The organism is Acetivibrio straminisolvens JCM 21531 (genome assembly GCF_000521465.1).
Classification (GTDB): Bacteria; Bacillota; Clostridia; order Acetivibrionales; family Acetivibrionaceae; genus Hungateiclostridium; species Hungateiclostridium straminisolvens.
Genome location: NZ_BAVR01000030.1, coordinates 12,313 through 33,464, shown reverse-complemented (window position 1 = coordinate 33,464; position 21,152 = coordinate 12,313). Strand labels below are relative to the sequence as shown.

The 21,152-nt window shown below is 38.2% G+C and carries 21 protein-coding genes, 2 tRNA genes and 4 pseudogenes; 25 read left to right on the top strand and 2 right to left on the bottom strand.

The window, feature by feature from the left end; all coding sequences use genetic code 11:
• Positions 1 to 396 precede the first annotated feature (396 nt).
• From pgeF to panD, 14 genes and pseudogenes are all read left to right on the top strand, one after another.
• A pseudogene (pgeF, locus tag JCM21531_RS09385) lies at positions 397 to 1,235 on the top strand (peptidoglycan editing factor PgeF).
• A gap of 90 nt (positions 1,236 to 1,325) precedes the next feature.
• Positions 1,326 to 1,661: a hypothetical protein gene (locus JCM21531_RS21570; protein WP_243467482.1), complete on the top strand. Its 336-nt coding sequence runs from the start codon at positions 1,326 to 1,328 to the stop codon at positions 1,659 to 1,661.
• A complete protein-coding gene (locus JCM21531_RS09380) occupies positions 1,658 to 2,992 on the top strand; it encodes a peptide ABC transporter substrate-binding protein (protein WP_243467481.1) in 1,335 nt (444 codons plus the stop codon). Before JCM21531_RS21570 ends, JCM21531_RS09380 begins: the two co-directional genes overlap by 4 nt.
• 86 nt (positions 2,993 to 3,078) lie before the next feature.
• Positions 3,079 to 3,534 carry a signal peptidase II gene (gene lspA / locus JCM21531_RS09375; protein ID WP_038289267.1) on the top strand — a complete coding sequence of 152 codons (456 nt, stop codon included), beginning with the start codon at positions 3,079 to 3,081 and terminating at the stop codon, positions 3,532 to 3,534.
• 54 nt (positions 3,535 to 3,588) lie between these two features.
• Positions 3,589 to 4,497 carry an RluA family pseudouridine synthase gene (locus JCM21531_RS09370; protein ID WP_038289264.1) on the top strand — a complete coding sequence of 303 codons (909 nt, stop codon included), beginning with the start codon at positions 3,589 to 3,591 and terminating at the stop codon, positions 4,495 to 4,497.
• A gap of 92 nt (positions 4,498 to 4,589) precedes the next feature.
• Positions 4,590 to 4,730, top strand: a complete 141-nt coding sequence (gene scfA, locus JCM21531_RS17730; protein WP_059387193.1) for a six-cysteine ranthipeptide SCIFF — start codon at positions 4,590 to 4,592, stop codon at positions 4,728 to 4,730.
• A gap of 146 nt (positions 4,731 to 4,876) precedes the next feature.
• Positions 4,877 to 6,228, top strand: a pseudogene (gene scfB, locus JCM21531_RS09365) (thioether cross-link-forming SCIFF peptide maturase).
• Complete coding sequence (locus tag JCM21531_RS09360) at positions 6,204 to 6,923, top strand: HD domain-containing protein (protein WP_243467480.1); 720 nt, start codon at positions 6,204 to 6,206, stop codon at positions 6,921 to 6,923. Before scfB ends, JCM21531_RS09360 begins: the two are co-directional and overlap by 25 nt.
• Positions 6,924 to 7,068: 145 nt before the next feature.
• Complete coding sequence (locus tag JCM21531_RS21565) at positions 7,069 to 7,449, top strand: preprotein translocase subunit SecD family protein (protein WP_243467479.1); 381 nt, start codon at positions 7,069 to 7,071, stop codon at positions 7,447 to 7,449.
• Entirely contained in the window at positions 7,446 to 8,405 is a 960-nt protein-coding gene (gene secD, locus JCM21531_RS09355; protein ID WP_243467478.1) for a protein translocase subunit SecD, read from the top strand. The genes JCM21531_RS21565 and secD overlap by 4 nt, the downstream gene beginning before the upstream one ends.
• A complete protein-coding gene (gene secF, locus JCM21531_RS09350; protein WP_038289262.1) occupies positions 8,398 to 9,348 on the top strand; it encodes a protein translocase subunit SecF in 951 nt (316 codons plus the stop codon). The genes secD and secF overlap by 8 nt, the downstream gene beginning before the upstream one ends.
• A gap of 401 nt (positions 9,349 to 9,749) precedes the next feature.
• Positions 9,750 to 10,601 (top strand): 3-methyl-2-oxobutanoate hydroxymethyltransferase, encoded by an 852-nt coding sequence (gene panB, locus JCM21531_RS09345; protein ID WP_038289260.1) that lies wholly within the window; start codon positions 9,750 to 9,752, stop codon positions 10,599 to 10,601.
• 57 nt (positions 10,602 to 10,658) lie between these two features.
• A pseudogene (gene panC / locus JCM21531_RS09340) lies at positions 10,659 to 11,505 on the top strand (pantoate--beta-alanine ligase).
• Positions 11,506 to 11,510: 5 nt separating this feature from the next.
• Positions 11,511 to 11,891, top strand: a complete 381-nt coding sequence (gene panD, locus JCM21531_RS09335; protein WP_038289258.1) for an aspartate 1-decarboxylase — start codon at positions 11,511 to 11,513, stop codon at positions 11,889 to 11,891.
• Between the two features lie 43 nt (positions 11,892 to 11,934).
• Here the strand turns inward: panD and JCM21531_RS09330 are convergent, their stop codons facing one another.
• Positions 11,935 to 12,207 carry a hypothetical protein gene (locus tag JCM21531_RS09330; protein WP_038289256.1) on the bottom strand — a complete coding sequence of 91 codons (273 nt, stop codon included), beginning with the start codon at positions 12,205 to 12,207 and terminating at the stop codon, positions 11,935 to 11,937.
• Positions 12,208 to 12,543: 336 nt separating this feature from the next.
• On the opposite strand from JCM21531_RS09330, the gene JCM21531_RS09325 reads away from it, so the two are divergent.
• The 9 genes and pseudogenes from JCM21531_RS09325 to JCM21531_RS09290 all read left to right on the top strand — a co-directional run bounded on the left by JCM21531_RS09325 (position 12,544) and on the right by JCM21531_RS09290 (position 18,957).
• Positions 12,544 to 13,356 carry an HD-GYP domain-containing protein gene (locus tag JCM21531_RS09325; RefSeq protein WP_243467477.1) on the top strand — a complete coding sequence of 271 codons (813 nt, stop codon included), beginning with the start codon at positions 12,544 to 12,546 and terminating at the stop codon, positions 13,354 to 13,356.
• The gene (locus JCM21531_RS21560) at positions 13,356 to 13,523 is read left to right on the top strand and encodes a hypothetical protein (protein WP_243467476.1); all 168 of its coding nucleotides are present in this window, start codon (positions 13,356 to 13,358) and stop codon (positions 13,521 to 13,523) included. The genes JCM21531_RS09325 and JCM21531_RS21560 overlap by 1 nt, the downstream gene beginning before the upstream one ends.
• Before the next feature lie 191 nt (positions 13,524 to 13,714).
• A pseudogene (locus JCM21531_RS09320) lies at positions 13,715 to 14,707 on the top strand (deoxyguanosinetriphosphate triphosphohydrolase).
• Positions 14,708 to 15,051: 344 nt separating this feature from the next.
• Positions 15,052 to 15,399, top strand: a complete 348-nt coding sequence (locus JCM21531_RS21555; protein WP_038289254.1) for a CHC2 zinc finger domain-containing protein — start codon at positions 15,052 to 15,054, stop codon at positions 15,397 to 15,399.
• Positions 15,396 to 16,841: a DNA primase gene (dnaG, locus tag JCM21531_RS09310; RefSeq protein ID WP_243467475.1), complete on the top strand. Its 1,446-nt coding sequence runs from the start codon at positions 15,396 to 15,398 to the stop codon at positions 16,839 to 16,841. Before JCM21531_RS21555 ends, dnaG begins: the two co-directional genes overlap by 4 nt.
• 33 nt (positions 16,842 to 16,874) lie before the next feature.
• Positions 16,875 to 17,951, top strand: coding sequence for an RNA polymerase sigma factor RpoD (gene rpoD / locus JCM21531_RS09305; protein WP_038289252.1), 1,077 nt, complete (start codon positions 16,875 to 16,877; stop codon positions 17,949 to 17,951).
• A 427-nt stretch (positions 17,952 to 18,378) separates the two neighbouring features.
• Positions 18,379 to 18,612 (top strand): ferritin family protein, encoded by a 234-nt coding sequence (locus JCM21531_RS09300; protein WP_038289250.1) that lies wholly within the window; start codon positions 18,379 to 18,381, stop codon positions 18,610 to 18,612.
• Between the two features lie 189 nt (positions 18,613 to 18,801).
• Positions 18,802 to 18,877 (top strand) — tRNA-Asn (locus tag JCM21531_RS09295).
• A gap of 3 nt (positions 18,878 to 18,880) precedes the next feature.
• Positions 18,881 to 18,957, top strand: a tRNA-Ile gene (locus tag JCM21531_RS09290).
• A 34-nt stretch (positions 18,958 to 18,991) separates the two neighbouring features.
• Here JCM21531_RS09290 and JCM21531_RS19290 read toward each other — a convergent pair.
• Positions 18,992 to 19,168 carry a hypothetical protein gene (locus tag JCM21531_RS19290; RefSeq protein ID WP_173400179.1) on the bottom strand — a complete coding sequence of 59 codons (177 nt, stop codon included), beginning with the start codon at positions 19,166 to 19,168 and terminating at the stop codon, positions 18,992 to 18,994.
• A 116-nt stretch (positions 19,169 to 19,284) separates the two neighbouring features.
• Between JCM21531_RS19290 and JCM21531_RS09285 the strand changes: the two genes are divergently transcribed.
• Positions 19,285 to 19,986, top strand: coding sequence for a tRNA (adenine(22)-N(1))-methyltransferase (locus JCM21531_RS09285; protein ID WP_038289249.1), 702 nt, complete (start codon positions 19,285 to 19,287; stop codon positions 19,984 to 19,986).
• Positions 19,987 to 19,999: 13 nt separating this feature from the next.
• Positions 20,000 to 21,106: a Nif3-like dinuclear metal center hexameric protein gene (locus JCM21531_RS09280; protein ID WP_038289273.1), complete on the top strand. Its 1,107-nt coding sequence runs from the start codon at positions 20,000 to 20,002 to the stop codon at positions 21,104 to 21,106.
• Positions 21,107 to 21,152: the final 46 nt, after the last annotated feature.

Here is a 21,152-nt window from a genome sequence, read left to right as displayed (position 1 = left end):
AAACGTCAGTAAAGGGAAATACAGTTAGAAATGTAAAGGCTGCACAACTAGGATAAAACCTAAAGTGCAGTCTTTTTATAGTTGGCCTCTTGGAATGAAATGAAAGAGGCAAAAGCGAAGGGACTCGATGTCCCGAGCTTTTATTGCATTGACTTAAACTTCGTATTAAAAAATGCCTTTGTTTATTGTCAATTGGTAATATAAGGGTTTTGTGGCTGCGTTGCGGTCGGTTCACAGGCTTTTGCTGTGATATCTCAAGGTTTTCGGGAAGTTATTCTTATGCGCAATTTATAAATTGATATGTTGTTTAGAGGAATAATGTATGTTATTATTCATATATATTCATATATATATTAAAGGTATGAAACAAATTTGCTTAGATGGAGGATACCGGTTTTGGACAGCAGATTTGCATCAAACAAGAATATTACGTACAAAACGAAGAATCATGTTGAGTTTATTCAGTTTAACAACTTGCTAAAATATGAAAACATTATCACCCACTGCTTTACCACACGGCGGGGCGGAGTGAGCAAGGGTGAGTATGATTCTTTGAATATGGCGTTCAACAAAACTGACGATAGAAGAAATGTTGAGGAGAATTACAGAAGAGTGGCCGATGCTTGAATATTGACATTGACAGTATGGTATTTTCCAATCAGGTGCATCAAAACAGAATTCGTGTGGTGACGGAAGAAGACAGGGGAAAAGGTATAAAAAGGGAAAGCGATATTATAGGCTATGACGGTCTTGTTACCGGCTCAAAAGAGGTTACTCTGGTTACGTTTTATGCCGATTGTGTTCCGGTTTTTCTTTTTGACCCTGAAAAGACGGTTATTTCAATTGCCCATTCCGGATGGCGCGGCACAGCGATGAAAATATCGAAGGAGGCGGTAAGGAAAATGAAAGAGAATTTTTTATGTGAGCCTCAAAATATTGTTGCCGCAATCGGGCCTTCCATCGGCAAGTGCTGCTTTGAAGTAGGCGATGATGTGTATGATGAGTTTAAGGCGAAAATTGACTGGAGCGTAGAGTTTTGTGAAAGAAAAGACCAAAAGTGGCATTTTGACCTTCCGTCAATAATTAAGAGGACTCTTATAGAGGAAGGAGTAAAAGAGGAGAATATTGTATTGAGCGGTATATGTACCAAATGCAATAAGGATTTATTCTTTTCCCACAGAGGGGATAATGGCAAAACGGGGACGATGGTCGGGATTATGAAGATAAACGGATAGTGTGTAAAGATAATTAGATAAATGAAATTGCAAAGGAAAAGTCCTGGAGAAGTTAAATATACGAAGAATACAATCAGGGAGAGATACGCTTTGAAAAAAAGAGTGTTTTTGCTTACTGTGCTGATGATTATTAGCACTGTTTTTTCAGCTTGCAATATCGATTTAAGCAGTTTGTTGGAAGAAGAAAACAAAGATTACGATTTTCTAAATGGCGGTATGGATGACGTACTGGATACAGGGCCTGTAAAGAACGGTGTTTTGAATCTGTTTTCCACCGAGCCCGATACCTTAAATCCCATATTGACTGCCAATGCCTATGTGAAGGAGTATTCCTGTTTTGTGTTTGAAAGCCTTGTGAGGTTGGATGGGAATCAGAAGGCTGTGCCTCTTCTTGCCGAGAGTTGGGAAGGATCCGACGATGGATGATATGGACATTTTACTTGAAGGAAAATGTTTATTGGCATGACGGCATACCGTTTTCGGCAGAAGACGTGGAATTTACGGCGAGTACTATAATGAATGCGGGTGTGAACAGTCCGTACAAGACATGCTTCGAAAATGTCGAAAGCTTTCTGGCGCAAGACAGCACGACGTTTAAGGTGCTTTTGAAAAGTCCCAATTCTTTCACTCCCGAACTAATGACTTTTCCCATAATCCCAAAGCATTATTTTCTTGGGGAAGATATTTTGACAACTCCGAAAAATAACAGTCCGATAGGTACCGGACCGTATAAATTTGCGGAATACAAAAAAAGTGAGTATGTCAGGCTTACAAGCAATGAAAGCTGGTGGAACAAAGGTGGTGGGGACGAAAACAGTATTGGCCTTCCCTATATCGAAGAGGTCAATATAAAAATATACGGTAAGAATCAATCTGTAATGAATGCTTTTCAGTCTCAGGAAGTAGATGTTATTACTGCAGACAGAACCAATTGGATAGGTTATAGCGGAAGAACGGATATAGTTTTGAAAAAACATGTGAGTAATCAATTTGAGTTTATTGCGTTTAATCTCTCGAACAAAATACTAAAGGAAAAGGAAGTAAGAACGGCTATAGCATATGCTGTTGACCGAGGACAAATTATAAGCAGTATTATGCCCGGAGAGGCTGTGGCGTCGGATTTGCCTGTTATTCCCGATACATGGCTCAACGATACCAACGTTGTATCGTACGAGAGGGATGTGGAGAAGGCAAAACAGATACTCGTTGACAGCGGGTGGAAGGATAACAACGGCATTTATTACAAGAGGATTAACGGCGTAAACACCCCTCTCTCATTGGAGTTGATGGTGAATGATGACAATGAGATCCGGCTGGCTGTGGCGGAAAAGATAAAAGAGCAGCTCAAAGAAGCGGGAATAGGAATAGAAATCAAAAAGGTCAGATGGGATGAGGAGCTTGGGAAGGTACAAACCGGCAAATTTGACATGGTGTTTATCGGATGTACCGTAACATCGGTACCGGATATATCTTTCCTGTATTCATCTGCAGAAATCGGAACGGGTCTTAATATATCAGGATATAGCAATGAACAGGTTGACAGGTATTTGTCCTTGATTTTAAAGGAAAAGGATCCGTCAATGAAAAAAGCCTATTTTATTAACATGAAAGAAATAATAAATCAGGACTTGCCTTATCTGGGGTTATACTTCTATAATGAAGCGGTTATTTACAACAAAAGATTAAGAGGCGAGCTAAATCCCAGCGTATGGGGCAGATATTATGATTTTACCAAGTGGTATATACCTGTTGAATGAGATAAGATATATTCAATTAAACTTTACATCATGATGGAAAGCGTATATAATTTTACTGACAAATCTATGAGGAAGGCTGGGCTTGTATGTTGTTTTTAATATTGATAGCTGGTTTTGTAGCCATTGACCAATTGACAAAGTATATTGTAATCAGCAATATTGAGTTTGGAGACAAAATAAGTGTAATCAACAACTTTTTTTATCTTACTCATTGGAGAAATACCGGTGCTGCCTGGGGCATCATGCAGAACGGAAGGTATATACTTGTTCCCGTTACAATAGCTCTTTCGGCATTATTGGCATACTTTATTTTTAAAAACCGCAACAAGTTTTACAGGTTTTCCCTAAGCATGATTCTCGGAGGAGCATTGGGAAACCTCATCGACAGGATATTTAGGCCCGAAGGGGTTGTGGATTTTCTTGATTTTCAATTCGGCAGTTACCATTTTCCCGTATTTAATGCTGCGGATACCTTTGTGGTAGTGGGAACCATATTGCTGGCCTATTATACTTTGTTTATATATAAGGAACATAAGGAATAATATTATTAAATAAGGATTTAAGATATATTGCATAAATTAGGGCATGGAGAGGTTATGGAGGAAATTGCATTTGTTTCAAATGACAACGGAATAAGGATTGATGCGTGGCTTTGCGGAAAGCTCAAAGATTATTCCAGGTCATATATTCAAAAGCTTATAAGCGATGAGATGATACTTGTAAACGGAAAACCAGTAAAATCAAACTACAAGGTAAAGCCCATGGACGAGATACTGGCAAAAATACCGGAGCCGCAAGTTCTTGATGTAGTGGCAGAAGACATTAGTGTGCCCATATTATATGAGGATGAGCACATTATAGTGGTGGACAAGCCAAAGGGTATGGTGGTGCATCCTGCGGCGGGAAACTATTCCGGTACTTTGGTAAATGCTCTTTTGAATCATTGCGGTGACAATCTTTCCGACATAAACGGCATTATAAGGCCGGGTATCGTTCACAGGATTGATAAGGATACTTCCGGGGTGCTGGTAGTTGCAAAAAGTAATGCTGCTCATGAGGGACTATCCAGAAGGCTTAAAGACCACGATATTGAAAGAGTATACGTTGCGCTGGTCCATGGCATAATCCGCGAGGAGCAGGGGAAAATTGACGCTCCCATTGGAAGACATCCCGTTGACAGAAAAAAGATGGCTGTGAATACCAAGAACGGCAGGCGGGCTGTGACCCGTTTTAAAGTGCTTGAGAGATTTAAAGATGCCACTTATATTGAAGTTACTTTAGAAACGGGAAGGACTCATCAGATACGTGTGCATATGTCCTATATTGGCTATCCCATTATCGGTGATACTGTCTATGGAAGGAAAAATGATGTATATAATGTAAACGGACAGGCACTTCATGCAAAAAAGCTTGGATTTGTCCACCCCGTAAAAGGAGAGTATATGGAATTTGAGTCGCCGATTCCTATGTATTTTAAAGAACTTTTGAAAAAGTTAAAGATGTAGAAAAAGATTATTTGTTTTATACATTGTTCTTTTCAACACTAGCAATTTGTGTTATAATACAACGTGTAAATTTCACTATAGGGGGAAAGCAAATGAAGCATATTAAGGTTTTAAACGGATCAACATTAAAAGATGGCTTGAAAAAAGGTGGATGCGGCGAATGTCAGACTTCCTGTCAGTCAGCTTGCAAGACTTCCTGCACCGTAGCAAACCAAAGCTGCGAAAAAAAGTAATCCTTTACATAAAGGGTAGAAAATAATATGTATCTGATTTCGGTACAGTCAATGAAGTGAAAAGTGAAACAAATATTTCGCTTTTTCACTTTTTTAGCACTATTTTAATTTTATAGGAATTGTATAAAACAAGGTGGTTAAGTAAGATGACAATGATTCACAAGTTTTCGTTAATGGGCACCAATATAGTTGTTGATGTCAACAGTGGTGCTGTTCATGTGGTGGATGATATAACCTTTGACATATTGGATTATTATAAGGATTGTAGAGCTGACGAGATTAAGAATAAGCTTATTTGCAAGTACAGTGCCGATGAGATTGAGGAGGCTCTAAAAGAGATTGAGAGTCTAAGAGCGGATGGGCTAATTTATTCTGAAGATCCTTACAAGGAATATATTCCTTCCATGAACAGAAAGTCGGTGGTAAAGGCACTGTGTCTTCATATATCCCATGACTGCAATTTAAGATGTAAATACTGTTTTGCATCCACCGGAAATTTTGGCGGCCAAAGAAGCATGATGAGCCGGAAGTGGGCAAAAAAGCCATTGATTTTTTAATCTCGGAGTCGAAAAATAGGAGAAACCTTGAAGTGGACTTCTTTGGCGGAGAGCCGATGATGAATTTTGAAACGGTCAAAGAAATTATTGAATATGCAAGGCAAAAGGAAAAGGAACATAATAAAAATTTCAGGTTTACATTGACAACGAATGGTTTGCTTTTGAATGATGATAATATAAAGTATATAAATGAAAACATGCACAACATTGTACTGAGTATTGACGGGCGCAAGGAAGTAAACGACAGAATGCGCAAAAGAGTTGACGGCACAGGCTGTTATGAAGATATACTGCCGAAGTTTAAATATGTAGCAGAGTCCAGAAACCAGGATAATTATTATGTCCGCGGGACTTTCACAAGAGAAAACCTGGATTTTTCCAAGGATGTTACCCATTTGGCCGATGAGGGCTTTAGGCAGATTTCGGTGGAGCCTGTAGTAGCTGCAAAAGACAGCGGATATGATTTGAGGGAAGAAGACCTTCCTAAATTGTTTGAAGAGTATGAAAAACTGGCATATGAGTATGTGAAGAGAAGCAAAGAGGGAAAATGGTTTAATTTCTTTCATTTTATGATAGACCTAAGTCAGGGGCCGTGTATCGTAAAAAGGTTGACAGGCTGCGGGTCGGGACATGAGTATCTTGCAATTACTCCCGAAGGAGATATTTACCCTTGCCACCAGTTTGTGGGAAATGAGAAGTTTAAAATGGGTAATGTCAAAGAGGGAGTCCTTGACAGAGATATTCAAAGCTATTTCAAAAACTCGAATGTATACACCAAAAAAGAATGTGACAGCTGTTGGGCAAAATTTTACTGCAGCGGAGGTTGTGCTGCCAATTCATATAATTTTCACAGCGATATCAATGTTCCGTACAAAGTTGGCTGCGAACTGGAGAAAAAGAGAGTGGAATGTGCTTTGTGGATAAAGGCGCAGGAGATGTAAAAAATATCCGTCATATATGGGAGGTTTTGTATGGGCTCATAACATTAAAGGATTTAAAAAACAACGAGGAAATCAAGTCGCTTTTTGAAGTGGCGGACAGGCAGCTTGCAGCATTGGGATATACTGAGCATTCCTTTAGGCATGTCGGATTGGTTGCTAAAGAGGCGGGAGAAATACTTGAGACATTGGGATTTCCCGAAAGGGAAGTTGAGCTTGCCAAAATTGCCGGTTATCTCCATGATATCGGAAATGCGGTAAACAGGATAGATCACGCCCATTCGGGTGCAATATTGGCTTACGGCATTTTGACCAAGATGGGTATGGGCTACAGTGAAGCGGCGGAAATAATGATGGCTATCGGAAATCACGATGAGAATTCGGGAGCTCCTGTAAGCAATATTTCTGCAGCTCTTATTCTAGCGGACAAATCTGATGTTCACAGGACCCGGGTCAGAAACAATGACATAGCTACCTTTGATATTCATGACAGAGTAAACTATGCAGTTGATAGCTCTGAATTATATGTGGATAACGAAAAGAAAGTGGTGGTTTTAGAGCTTCATATAGATACAGAAATTTGCCCGGTAATGGACTATTTTGAAATCTTCTTGGTTCGAATGACCATGAATCGGAGGGCTGCTGAATTTTTAGGGCTTAAATTTCAGCTTATAATCAACGGAACTCATCTTCTTTAAAATGTATTTTTATTAAAGGAAAAGTTTGGTATTGTAGAATTATGTATTATAGTGGTGTATTGTGAGAAAATAGTATATTGACGCGAATTTGTTGTAGTTATATAATATCCACATGTGAAAAGATTTAAAAGGGGGAATTTTACAAATGAGATTAGTCAGCGGTATTAAAAGCTTCTTGGTTTTGGCGATTATTGCAGCTATGACCGCTATTGTTCTTGTCGGACTAAACATTCCGAAGTCAGATTATTCCATTCCCAGAGCTTATGAAGGTATCCGATACGGAATTGATATAAGTGGTGGAGTCAGTGCTGTTCTTACGGCTCCCGATGGGATAGTACCCACTGATGATGAGTTGGATACTGTTAAAGGAATAATAGATACAAGACTTGAAGGAAAGCAAATTTATGACAAGACTGTAACGGTGGACAAGGTTAACAAGAGAGTACTTGTTGAAATACCGTACAAAAAAGGCAGTGAATATGGTAACCCATATGATACCATTGCGATATTGGAGCTACGGCAATGATGTCTTTCAGAGAAGTTGATGAAGACAAGTTTGATCCTGAAACGGGAGCTTATGAAATGACCGACAGGATAGTTCTTCAGGGTAAGGACATAGTAGACGCTGTGGCTGAGACAAACCCCGAAACGCAATTAGCTAATGTAAGATTGATATTTAGTGATGAGGGAGCTAAAAAGTTTGAAGAGGCAACTGAAAGACTGGTTGGTCAAAAAATTGCTATATATCTTGATGATCAGATGATTTCAGCTCCTATAGTCAATGAAAAAATAAGCGGTAAGGACAGAGCAGTAATTACTCTCGGTACTTCTAGCCAGGAAGAATCCATAATACAAGCAAAAGAGCTTGCAGCCATAATAAGGTCCGGTGCTTTGCCTTTTAAGCTTGAGGCAAAGGATGTCAACCATATTAGCCCGATTATCGGTGAGAATGCACTTAATATAAGTATATATGCAGGAGCAGTTGCAATTCTTTTGGTATGGTTGTTTATGTTTTTGTATTACAGAGTTCCGGGACTGGTGGCGGATATTACGCTCCTTGGGCAGATTGCAGCTATTATATTGGTTTTGGTTTTGAGCGGCATGTCCCTTACTCTTCCGGGTATAGCAGGTTTGATTCTTACTGTGGGTATGAGTGTTGATGCCAATGTAATTATATTTGAGAGAATCAAGGAAGAAATTAGGAGCGGTAAAACTGTTAATGCTGCTGTTGATTTGGGCTTTAAGAGGGCAATTACAGCAATACTTGACGGCAACCTGACTACATTGATAACTGCGGGGGTTCTCTATTACTTTGGAACAGGAGCAGTTAGATCCTTTGCCATTACCCTTGGGCTTGGTATAATTGTCAACTTCATTACAGCAATATTTGCAACAAAGATTGTTTTGACTGCCCTGTCAGAAATCCGAGTATTAAGAAAACCGTGGCTTTTTGGAGCTAAAGGAGGTACTGCAAATGTTTGATTACGTCGGTAAGAGAAAATACTTTTTCATATTGTCCTCTGTATTGTTGCTAATTGGTCTTGTTGCATTGATAGCAAGGCAAGGACTTAATCTTGATGTTCAATTTAGGGGTGGAACCCAAATAGAAATACAGATGGAAAACGGAGATTTTGATGCGAATAGGGCCGAGAATATTGCAAAAGAAGCTATCGGGAAAAGTAGTATTCATGCCCAAAAGTCTCAGACATTCGATACCACACACGACAATGAAACTATCAGTTTTCTTGTTATAAAGTCCAGCGGAAAGCTTACCGATGATGAGCGCAACAAAGTTCTTACAGCATTGAAATCCGAACTTAATGTAAAGGAATACGGTGAAATGATAGTAAGGGATGTTGACCCTTCGATAGGAGCCGAATTGCTTACAAAAGGTTTGCTTGCAGTTGCCTTGTCCATGGTATTGTTGATTTTATACATTGGAATAAGATTTAATATCATGTCGGGACTTGTAGCAGGCTTTACTGCTGTTGTGGCAGTACTTCACGACGTTCTTATGATGGTTGCGGTATATGCCGTATTCAATATACCTGTTAATGAGTCCTTTATAGCAGCTGTACTGACTGTACTGGGATACTCTGTTAACGATACTATAGTAATATATGACAGAATAAGGGAAAACAGCAAGGCATCCAGAAAGGAATCCATAAGCACTCTTGTAAACAGCAGTATTGCTCAGTCCATGTCAAGGACGATAAATACTACTGTGACCACGTTAATATGTGTAATAACGGTTTTTGCTTTCGCAGCGTATAACGGAATCAGTTCAATGAAGGAGTTTACTTTCCCATTGATAATCGGTCTTATCAGCGGAACTTATTCTTCAATATTTATTGCAACTCCTCTTTGGGAATTGCTTAAGGAAAAGCAAGCAGAGAGAAAGGCTGCTGCACCTGCAAAGGCTTAAGAGAGTATATTAACTATGATAATTAATATGCAAATTGGATAGAGGTAAAACTTCTATCAATTTGCATTAAATTTCAATTTTTCTGTTGAAATTATTGATTTATAACTTTGACTGTGCTAATATTTAACTATACTCAGGTGGTATCAATTTGAACCGCACTGTAGATATTAAACGAGAAGAATTGATTTTTTTATTGCATTCTGCTTTGATCCGTAAAAGGGGACAGAGACAGGGGGATATAGGGGAAATATATTTGCCTTTATTGTCGAATATCGGTCAATCCTGTCGGATTGGCTTTTTTGATTTGGAAAAAAGTGTTTCTTGAAGGTGAAAACGAGATTTACCATACGAATGTGTTAAAGGATGTGCAATGTGGTAATTAAAAAAGGGAAGGTATGATTATGAATAACAAGTTTACAACAGCAAGTTTTATAGAGTCGAAAAAAGAGGGAAGAAAAATCAGCATGCTGACGGCTTATGACTATCCGACAGCTAAAATTTTAGATGAATCCGGAGTGGATTCCATACTGGTAGGCGATTCCCTCGGGATGGTGGTCTTGGGATACGAGGATACTACTCGGGTGACAATGGATGATATGCTTCACCATACAAAGGCAGTTGTAAGGGGAGTCAAAAGAGCAATGGTTGTTGCAGACATGCCGTTTTTATCCTACCATACAGGAAAGAATGACAGTGTCAAAAATGCCGGAAGACTTGTATCCGAAGGGGGCTGCAAGGCTGTAAAGCTCGAAGGCGGCGAGGACATAATTGAAGACGTAAAGGCCATTATCAGCGCTGGAATACCTGTAGTCGGGCACCTTGGATATACTCCCCAGTCTATAAATGTTTTTGGGGGCCACAAGGCGCAGGGCAAGACTATTGACACAGCAAAAAAAATATACCGGGATGCACTTTTATTGCAAAAAGCAGGGGCTTTTGCCGTGGTTTTGGAGTGTGTACCCTACAAGCTTGCGGCGTTTATATCCAAAAGGCTGGACATACCTACAATAGGAATCGGTTCCGGGCCGGACTGTGACGGGCAGGTGCTTGTCATACAGGATTTGACGGGAATGTTTACGGACTTTACTCCAAAGCATGTAAAGAAATATGCCAACATGGGAGAAACAATATCCACGGCGGTAAAAAGCTATATAGAAGAAGTACAAAGCGGAATATTCCCAACAGCAAAAAATTCATTTATAGTGGATGATTGGATTATTGATGAGCTTGATAAAATTAAATTTGACATTTAAATATTGCATGTATTAATATTGTACTATTGGACATAAAAAAATAGGAGAGTAAACAACATGAGAGTAATTGAGACAATCAGTGATTTAAAAGCTATAGTGAGAACACAAAAGAGCATGGGAAGGACAATTGGCTTTGTACCTACAATGGGATATCTTCACGAAGGCCATTTATCCTTGGTAAATATGTCGCTGCAAAATAATGACTATACCATTATGAGCATTTTTGTAAATCCGACACAGTTTGGTCCTAATGAGGACTTTGACAGATACCCGCGGGATATGGAAAGAGATTTGAAGCTTGCGGAATCGGCAGGAGTTGATGTGGTTTTTGCTCCGTCCGTTAAAGAAATGTATCCTGACGGATATAATACGTATGTTAATGTTGAGGGTATAACCGAAGTTCTTTGCGGCAAATCAAGACCGGGACATTTTAGAGGTGTGACGACGATTGTAGCCAAGCTTTTTAATATTGTCGAGCCTCACAGGGCATATTTCGGACAGAAGGATGCCCAACAGGTGGCAGTGATAAAGAAAATGGTAAGAGATCTTAATATGAATATTGAAATAATAACCTGTCCTATAGTACGCGAAGAAGATGGACTTGCCATGAGCTCGAGAAATGTATATTTAAGCCCCGAGGAGAGAAAATCGGCACTAATACTTTCAAAATCCTTGATGGAGTCGGAAGAGCTTATAAAAAAAAGGTGAAACTAGCGGGGAAAAAATCAAAAAATATATAATTGACAGAATACAGACAGAAAAAAATGCAGTGATTGATTATGTTGAAGCGGTAAATGCCGACACTTTGGAAAATATTGATGAAATTAAAGGAAGAGTCCTTATAGCATTGGCTGTAAGATTTGGGAACACAAGGCTTATTGACAATATAATTGTGGAGGTGTAAAGAGTATGTTTATAACATTGATGAAATCTAAGATTCATCGTGCCACAGTAACCGAAGCGAACTTGGACTATGTGGGCAGCATTACAATTGATGAAGATTTGATGGATGCTGCCGATATAATGGAAAATGAGAAGGTTCAGGTGGTTGACAATAACAACGGAAACAGGTTTGAAACTTATGTCATTAAAGGAGAGAGAGGAAGCGGGATGATTTGTCTCAATGGTGCTGCCGCAAGGCTTGTACATCCCGGCGATTTGATAATTATAATTTCCTATGGAATATTTGACAGGGAAGAGGCAAAGTCATTTAGCCCGAAAATACTGTTTGTAGATGAAAAGAATAAGGTAATTGATATCAAAAGCAAAGAGAAGCATGGAGAAATATAAAGGTTAAGAATTGAAAAATCCCTTATTCGGGATTAATCAGTTCTTAACCTTTTGCTGTTATAAAATCGATAACCAGACCTCCGATTACTGCTTCTGCGAGAATGGTAAAGCTGGTTTTTACAATCAGGGTTCCCAAATAATAAGTATAGTCGTTTGAATAAAGTACTGTCTGATACATGAGAATTGTCAATGCTCCAAGCAAAAACATTGCGATGAAAGTAAAAAATCCGTATTTTATGATAAGTTTTGAAAGACGGTTTATTTTATTAAATTCTTTGGCTATCTTTTCTATTTTCTTCATATTATTTAATTGCATTCTGATGAACACCCCTTTACATGATATAAATTATAATAAATATCCCTTAGGGGATGGTTTTCAGTATTTTGGTGAAAAAAATTTCATTTAAGTCACAATTTCATTTAATTTTTATTCCTCACAAGTTAACGTAATCCATATATGGTTATAAAAATACTAATAATACAGTAAAAAGTATTGATGCACTTTATAAATGTTAACATAAAATACATACATCATCAATGCAAAAAGTTTACCATCAAAGAATTGAATTCAAATATTTATAAACTATACAGGAAAAAAATACGATAATAATATAAATAAAAAATTTAATATACTTAGAATTGGGGGAATAATGTGTCAAAAGTATTTTTACCTCTAAGAGAAGTAAAACCGGGCATGAGAATTGCCGAAACCATACTGAATGATTATGGATCAATAGTGATTTCGGAAGGAACAATATTGGACGATCACATGATAAAGAAGCTCTTTAACCTTAACTACAGCAAGGTTAGGGTTGTAGAGAAGGAAAATAACTTCTCCTCTTCGGAAATCTCCGAGAGCTTTAATACTTCATATAATGCGAGTGTCAATTGTTTTAAGAGTGTTCTTTATGATGCGGCTGTCGGGAAAAATCTTAATATGGATAAGGTTGACAAAGTTGTTACTTCTGTGGTTGCAAGATTGGACGAAAAAAGGGATATAGTAAGATGTATAAATCAAATCAAGAGTGCGGACCAATATACTTATACTCATTCTATAAATGTATCTCTTCTTTGCATGCTATTGGGAAAATGGATGGGCTTTAGCAAGGATAAACTCCTTATGCTTGTTCAGGCGGGGTTGCTTCATGATATAGGCAAATCAAAGGTACCTAAGGAAATTTTGAACAAACCTTCAAAACTGACTCCGGATGAATATGAAGAGATTAAGAAACACACTGTTTACGGTTACAGAATGCTTGAAAAGGAACCCGAGATAGATCGGGAGATACGCATTGCTGTTCTAATGCACCATGAGAGGGAGGACGGAAGCGGCTATCCTACCGGTGCTAAAGGCGATAAAATAAGCATGATGGCAAAGGTGATAGCAGTAGCGGATATTTATGATGCTATGACATCAAATAGGTATATAGAGAGAAAGAGAGTCCTTTTGAGGTATTTCATATAATGGAGGAAGAATATGTCGGTAAGCTTGATGTAGCTGTGGTCAATGCTTTTCTAAGTAATATAGCTGCGTATTATATTGGAGATTTTGCAAAGCTTAATACAGGTGAAGTATGTGAAATTGTGCATATAAATCCAAGACATGTGTCAAGACCGATTATAAGTAGATGACAAGTATATTGATCTTACGGTGGAAAAGGAATTAAAAATACAAGAAATATTATAATCAAAATTGGAAATACTTAATATGTAATTAAGTATGCGAATAAAAATATTATGTTTTTTTTGGAAGGGAACCTGTGGATTTTGTATAATATAATAAATACAGGTGTTTTTTTATTTGTAGGGAGGTGTAACTTGTTATGCTGATACGTGAAGAATTGGAAAAGCTTGAAGCCGAAATTTTGTCGCCTTTTGCGGCAAAAGTGCCGAATCCCGCGGCAGGCTGCATGAAGAAAAAGAGTGCGATGTAAGGACGCGATTTCAAAGAGATAGAGATAGAATATTGTATTCAAAGGCTTTTCGAAGATTAAAACATAAAACACAGGTTTTTCTCTCTCCTGAGGGAGACCATTACAGGACGAGACTTACCCATACCCTTGAGGTTTCGCAGATAGCAAGGACTCTTGCAAAGAGCCTGCGATTAAACGAGGACTTGACGGAGGCAATATCTTTAGGTCATGATTTAGGGCATACACCTTTGGGCATGCCGGTGAAAGAGTATTAAACGAGATATGCCCCATGGGTTTAAGCATAACGAGCAAAGCTTACGAGTTGTTGATATACTGGAAAAAGACAACGGACTCAATCTCACATGGGAAGTAAGAAACGGGATACTAAACCACACCGGAGACACCATTCCCTCAACTTTGGAAGGACAGATTATAAGGTTTGCCGACAGAATAGCATACATAAATCACGATATAGATGATGCCATAAGAGGAGGTATTATTTCGGAAGACAGTCTTCCTAAAGAGTGTACCAAAGTGTTGGGCAACAGTTCCAGCCGAAGGATAAACAATATGATTGTAAATATTATAACCAATAGTAAAGACAAGGACACAGTAAAAATGAGCAGTGAATTTCAGGAGGCAATGAATGAACTGCGGGAATTTATGTTTGACAATGTGTATATAGGGTCAGAGGCCAAAAAGGATGAAATGAAGGCCCAAAATATTATAAAAGAGCTTTACAACTACATTAAAAGAAGGCCTGAATTTCTTTCGGATGAAGCGGCAAAAATGCTTCAACATACGGATATAGACAGGGTTGTTTGCGATTATATTGCCGGAATGACCGATCGATATGCAGTAAAAAAATTTCACGAAATATTTATACCTAAATCATGGCACTAGACATAAAAAGCCCAATAACTTTTGTTTTTGGGCTTGAATTTATGCTAAACGTATAAATTGGCAATAAAGTTGAAAGAATATCTAAAAATATTTGTTTTTAATTAAAGAAGGAAAATTTATTTTTATGAAGAATAAAATAAAATCGTATTATGGTATTTTTAATTTTGCTTCCATGCTATAATAGTGGGGCGTATTTGTTTGGTTTAGAAATAAATATGCCGATTAGCAAAAAAAGAAGGAATATGAGCAAATATGTCGAAGAATATAGTTGAACTATGGTAAACGGTCTATTTATTAAATGAAAAGTTTTTATAAAGGAGTTGTTTTGGAAAGAAGAGTATAGAATGTATAGACATTATCCGGAAGAATTGATTGAAGAAATTAGAATTAGCAATGATATTTTGAGTGTTGTGGGGGAGTACGTCAAACTGGAGAGAAAAGGCAAGAACTATTTCGGACTATGTCCATTTCACAGTGAGAAAACCCCTTCATTCAGTGTAGACCCGAGTAAGCAGCTATATTATTGTTTTGGATGTGGCAAGGGCGGAAGCGTCATACAGTTTGTCATGGATGCTGAGAACCTTGACTACATTGAAGCAATCAAGCTGTTGGCAGAAAGAGCAAGGATACAGCTGCCCGAAGGAAGCAGTGAAGAAGAAAGGAATATCGCCCGAAAAAGCAGGAGCTTTTGAAAATTAATATTGAAGCGGCTCGTTTTTTCTATGAGAAGCTTAATGAGAAAGAAAATTCTGCTGCAAGAGAGTATTTGAGCAATAGAAAAGTCAGTGCAGGCATTGCAAGAAAATTTGGCCTGGGATATTCCCCGGAAGAGTGGGATGCTTTATACAGTTATTTAAAGAAAAAAGGCTATAACGATGAGATACTCTTGGACAGCGGCTTGGTTTTAAAAGGTAAAAGCGGCGGTTGTTACGATAGGTTTAGAGGCAGAATTATATTTCCAATATTTGATTTAAGGGGAAATGTTATTGGTTTTGGCGGGAGAGTCTTGGGCAATTCTTCTCCAAAGTATATGAACTCTCCGGAAACGCTGGTTTACAATAAAAGGAGAAATCTTTACGCCCTAAACTTTGCCAAGAATTCGGGTGAAAAAAGAATAATAGTAGTCGAAGGATATATGGATGTAATATCCCTATTTCAGTTTGGAATAATAAATACTGTAGCTTCTCTTGGCACAGCTTTGACTGAAAGCCAGGGAAGATTACTGAAAAAATATGCAGAAGAGATAATTATATCCTACGATGCAGATACTGCAGGGATGGCTGCTACAATGAGAGGGCTTGATTTGCTAAGTGACATTGGCTGCAATGTAAAGGTTCTTATTATACCTCAAGGGAAGGACCCTGATGAGTTTGTTAAGAAGAACGGCCCTCAAGCGTTTAAAAACTTGGTGGAAAATGCACTTTCATTAGTTGAGTATAAAATAAAGGCTTTAAAATCCACCATAGATACAAATACTACTGATGGAAAGATTAATTTTCTTAATAGGGCTGCGGATTTGTTGTCAAAGATTGACAACAATATGGAAAGAGAAATGTTTATTAAGAAAATTTCAAATGAATATGATATTAGCCAAGAATCTATATATGCAGAAGTATTGAGAAGGATAAAGCCAAAGACAGGATTTAAGCCGATAGTGGCGAAACCTGACAATAACAGGCTTAAGAGTGAGAGAAACAGCGAAAAAAGCAAATACGATACAATTGTAGATTGTGAAAGAATGTTGCTGTGCCTGCTTAGCATTGATAATTCATTATATAAAGTTGTCAAAGACAGAGTAAATATTGATGAATTTGAAAATGAAAAAAACAAAGAAATTGCAAAGATTATTTTTAAACGCTTTGAAGACAAGAAGGGAATAGTTCCGGCCGAGCTCATAAATTTGGCCGGTGAAGAATCTTCGAGCGTATTTGCGAAATTAATACAGGGGGAATGTAATTTTGATGATAACATAAAGGCAGTTATGGACATAATTGGTAAAATGGAATTATACCGACTGAGGAACAGACAGAAAGAGATTCTTCAACTGCTTTCTTCCGAAAATCTGTCGGTTGAAGATTCGGAGAAGCTGAAGTTGGAGTTGAAGACAATACTATTGAAAATGAAAAATATGTAGAGAGATACATTTTAATGAACGGAGGGGCAGTAAGTGAAACCCAATAGCGATAAAAAAGCAATTGTGCAAGAGCTTATTGAAAAAGGTAAGCAAAAAGGCATGCTGACATACAAAGAAATTATGGATGCTTTTGATGAAATTGACATCGATCCGGAGCAAATTGAAAAAATTTACGAAGGATTAGAAAATATGGGCATAGATGTAGTAGGAGATATTGAGGCGGAAATGGAGGATATCCAACTCACGGAAGATGACTTGGATCTTTCCATTCCCGAGGGTATAAGTATAGATGACCCTGTCAGAATGTATTTAAAAGAGATTGGTAAAGTACCTCTTTTAACTGCAGATGAAGAGATCGAGCTGGCTCACAGGATGGAGCAGGGGGATACCGAAGCTAAAAGAAGATTGGCTGAGGCAAACTTGAGGCTCGTTGTAAGTATAGCCAAGAGATACGTTGGAAGAGGCATGCTTTTCCTTGATTTAATTCAAGAGGGGAATCTGGGACTTATAAAAGCAGTGGAAAAGTTTGATTACAGAAAAGGTTTCAAATTCAGTACTTATGCCACATGGTGGATTAGACAGGCAATTACAAGAGCGATTGCGGACCAGGCGAGAACCATCAGGATACCTGTTCACATGGTTGAGACCATCAACAAACTCATAAGAGTTTCAAGACAGCTCCTGCAAGAGTTGGGAAGAGAACCTCATCCTGAGGAGATTGCAAAGGAGATGAATATGCCTGTTGAAAAGGTAAGGGAGATAATGAAAATATCCCAAGAGCCTGTTTCCCTTGAGACGCCTATTGGTGAAGAGGAAGACAGCCACCTTGGGGACTTTATACCCGACGATGATGCTCCGGCACCGTCGGAGGCAGCTGCATATACCCTTTTGAAAGAACAACTGATGGATGTTTTGGATACTTTGACTCCCCGGGAGGAGAAAGTTTTAAGACTTCGATTCGGCTTGGATGACGGACGGGCCAGAACCCTTGAAGAGGTTGGAAAAGAGTTTAATGTCACAAGGGAAAGAATTCGTCAGATTGAAGCAAAAGCATTGAGAAAGTTGAGACATCCGAGCAGGAGTAAAAAATTAAAGGACTATTTGGATTGATTTTAAGAGTCAGGAACTGTAACCTGGCTCTTTTTCGTTTAGCGTCTTTTGGAGTGAAATGAAAGAGGCAAGAGCATAGGGACTCGATGTCCTGAGCTTTTATTGGAATTTGAAAAGTAAAACCGGTGAAAATATTTTAACGAATTGATTAAAAAATATCCCGCAAATTAGCTGAGTGCTTATTTGCAGGATCTAGGGGAGTATAATTATTATACTAGTAGTATATTAATAGATATAATAATAAAAATCAAGTCATTTTTTAAATTTATTTAAAAGTGTTTAACATGTTTATACACCAAAGGAACATAGTTGGAATATGGACATTAATTTATTCAAGACAATGGGATTTTTAATATAGCTGCATAAAATAATATCGTTTGAAGCAATATATGAATGAAATAAAAATATTTACAATGGAGTGAAGAACATGGATGAGATGAACAGAAACGAAGTGGAGATCACAACTTATGACAGACTGCTTAGGGCATGGGAGAATTCAATGGAGTTGGTAAGGGACTATGAAATGTATTCTAAAAGAATAGATGACGAAAAGATAAAGAAAATTTTCAAAAGATATGCAGAGGAAGAAGGAAAGCATGCCACTGAGCTAAGGGAGCTTTTGCTCGAATATAGAAATAAAACCCCCAGGACAACCAATTAGTTTTGAACTTTTGGGCGGCAAATAGTTTACGAAAAAAATTCATATCATGAAAATCGAAGAAAGGAGTTGAAAATAAAAGGAAAACGGCTGTAAATCTTTATAATGACTGCAAAACAATTCTTGACCTTGGGGGGATGCATAAGTATAATATATTCTGTGCCTGGCAAGTTGTTGCTAAGGCAAATATATTCCTCAATAGCTCAGTCGGTAGAGCATGCGGCTGTTAACCGCAGGGTCGTAGGTTCGAGTCCTACTTGAGGAGCCAAGCGGGCCTTTAGCTCAGTTGGTTAGAGCAACCGGCTCATAACCGGTTGGTCCGGGGTTCGAGTCCCTGAAGGCCCACCAATAAGAAATAAAATAAGGAGTCGAGAATGACTCCTTATTTTATTTTTATCTCAATAAAGGTGTCAAAATTTTCATTTGACTCTCTTTGACTTGAGACAGGGGTGCTTTTTTTATTGATTGTGATTTGATTTAAAGGCTTTGAGATACCGGCGATTATCGTTTCGAAAGGTCTTTCTGTGTCCCTTGTGGCAAGCCTCTGGCTTTGTATCATTAAAACATCTCCTTTTATAAATTTTAAAAATGTTTTTATACTATTTATTATGCTCAAAAAATCTAATATAATTGTTACCGTACGATATCAAACTTTTATCATGAAAGGAAGCTGTCATGGAGTTAAAGGGACGTTTGAAACTTATTGCAGATATGACCCCTAATTGCAATATTGTATGCGATATCGGGACGGATCATGCATATATTCCCATTTATCTTGTGATGAATAAAAAGTGTCAAAGGGCATTGGCCTGTGATGTCAGAAAAGGCCCTATAAGTTTTGCAGACAAAAATATAGATGAATATGGTCTTTCACAATACATAAGTACCAGGATAGGATACGGATTGGACCCCATAGAGGAAAACGAGGTTGATGTTATAATTATTGCAGGAATGGGCGGACAGCTCATAAAGGAAATACTGGAAAGGAGTCTTGCCAAGGCTCAAAAAGCAAAGGCGCTGATTATTCAACCGATGAATGCTATAGAACTTATTCGCCAGTGGCTTTACGAAAAGGGTTTTGATATTTTTGACGAGAAGCTTGCAAAAGAGGAAGACAGAATATACAATGCCATGATTGTAAAGTGGACGGGCAAGGCCCAATCAAAAGAGGAAGCATACTATTATATCGGTGAGAAGCTTTTTGAAAATAAAGACCCGCTTTTACCGGAGCTTATTGAAAAGAAAATAGGACAGATGGAAAAAATTATTTTGGAAATGGAGAAAATGAACGATAAAAACTCCAAGAAAAGAATGGACACCGTAAGGATTAGAGATGAAATATCAAAGCTTTTTATGGAATACAAAGAAAAAGCTTAAGAGGAGTGGTTTTATGAGTATTAAAGCAAGAGAGATAATAAAATACATGGAGGAACTGGCCCCAAAGAGCCTTGCGGAGGATTATGACAATGTCGGGCTGCTTGTGGGAAACAGGGAAAGCCTCATAGAAAGAATTCTTGTATGTCTCGATGTCAATTCAAAGACTGTGGATGAGGCTATTTCCAAAAAAGCTGACTTGATTATATCCCATCATCCTGTCATATTTAAAGGCATTAAAAGGATAAATGAGGATGACCCAAAGGGAAGTATCATTTACAGGTTGATAAAAAACGATATTGGGGTTTACAGTGCCCATACCAATCTGGATGTTGCCCATGGGGGAGTTAACAATTACCTTTCTTCGCTTTTAGGGCTTACGGATATAAGCAATCTTAAGGATTACAAGGCTGAAAAGCTTTACAAGATAGTAGTATTCGTACCCCATGACAATGTGGATGCGGTCAGGGATGCAATGAGCCGGGTCGGAGCCGGGTGGATAGGCAATTACAGTGACTGTTCCTTTATGACAGCAGGGACGGGGACATTTAGGCCTTTGGAAGGGACAAATCCCTATATTGGAGCTACGGGTAATCTGGAGAAGGTTGACGAGTACAGGCTGGAAACTGTAGTCAGCCAAAAAGACCTTAAAAAAGCAATAGAAGCGATGATAAAGGTTCACCCTTATGAGGAAGTGGCTTATGACATTTACCCCCTTGAGATAAATGGAAAACAGTATGGCATGGGAAATGTGGGTGTACTTGAATCTCCCAAAAGCCTTGAGGAATTTATAGCTGTTGTAAAAGAAAAGCTTAATGTAAAAAATGTAAGAGTAATTGGCGGCATCGGGAAGAAGATTGGGAAAGTGGCAGTATTCTGCGGCAGCTTTGACCGGGAAGTGATGGAGGCTGCAAAATCAAAAGCGGATGTACTGGTTACCGGAGATGTAAAGTATCATGATGCTATGGACATGTTGGAAATGGGAATGTGCGTTATAGATGCCGGTCATTTTAATACTGAAAGGATTATTGCAGATAGGCTTGTTGAGTTAATAAAAGAGAATTTTCCACAAGTTGAGGTTATGAAAAGCAATTTGGAAGAGGATCCATTTAAAATTTGTTGACATTTGTATCTTGTGTCCGTATAATATATTTTACTGATGAAAACTA

What these genes read in the sequence shown, in the direction of transcription:
- JCM21531_RS21560 (WP_243467476.1), top strand. Translation starts at nt 13,356, where the DNA reads ATGGAGGAAGAATATGTCGGTAAGCTTGATGTAGCTGTGGTCAATGCT.
- JCM21531_RS09300 (WP_038289250.1), top strand. Translation starts at nt 18,379, where the DNA reads ATGGATGAGATGAACAGAAACGAAGTGGAGATCACAACTTATGACAGA.
- secF (WP_038289262.1), top strand. Translation starts at nt 8,398, where the DNA reads ATGTTTGATTACGTCGGTAAGAGAAAATACTTTTTCATATTGTCCTCT.
- JCM21531_RS21565 (WP_243467479.1), top strand. Translation starts at nt 7,069, where the DNA reads ATGAGATTAGTCAGCGGTATTAAAAGCTTCTTGGTTTTGGCGATTATT.
- JCM21531_RS09285 (WP_038289249.1), top strand. Translation starts at nt 19,285, where the DNA reads ATGGAGTTAAAGGGACGTTTGAAACTTATTGCAGATATGACCCCTAAT.
- JCM21531_RS19290 (WP_173400179.1), bottom strand. Translation starts at nt 19,168, where the DNA reads ATGATACAAAGCCAGAGGCTTGCCACAAGGGACACAGAAAGACCTTTC.
- JCM21531_RS09280 (WP_038289273.1), top strand. Translation starts at nt 20,000, where the DNA reads ATGAGTATTAAAGCAAGAGAGATAATAAAATACATGGAGGAACTGGCC.
- JCM21531_RS09380 (WP_243467481.1), top strand. Translation starts at nt 1,658, where the DNA reads ATGATATGGACATTTTACTTGAAGGAAAATGTTTATTGGCATGACGGC.
- panD (WP_038289258.1), top strand. Translation starts at nt 11,511, where the DNA reads ATGTTTATAACATTGATGAAATCTAAGATTCATCGTGCCACAGTAACC.
- panB (WP_038289260.1), top strand. Translation starts at nt 9,750, where the DNA reads ATGAATAACAAGTTTACAACAGCAAGTTTTATAGAGTCGAAAAAAGAG.
- JCM21531_RS09330 (WP_038289256.1), bottom strand. Translation starts at nt 12,207, where the DNA reads ATGCAATTAAATAATATGAAGAAAATAGAAAAGATAGCCAAAGAATTT.
- JCM21531_RS21555 (WP_038289254.1), top strand. Translation starts at nt 15,052, where the DNA reads ATGTATAGACATTATCCGGAAGAATTGATTGAAGAAATTAGAATTAGC.
- secD (WP_243467478.1), top strand. Translation starts at nt 7,446, where the DNA reads ATGATGTCTTTCAGAGAAGTTGATGAAGACAAGTTTGATCCTGAAACG.
- scfA (WP_059387193.1), top strand. Translation starts at nt 4,590, where the DNA reads ATGAAGCATATTAAGGTTTTAAACGGATCAACATTAAAAGATGGCTTG.
- JCM21531_RS09370 (WP_038289264.1), top strand. Translation starts at nt 3,589, where the DNA reads ATGGAGGAAATTGCATTTGTTTCAAATGACAACGGAATAAGGATTGAT.
- lspA (WP_038289267.1), top strand. Translation starts at nt 3,079, where the DNA reads ATGTTGTTTTTAATATTGATAGCTGGTTTTGTAGCCATTGACCAATTG.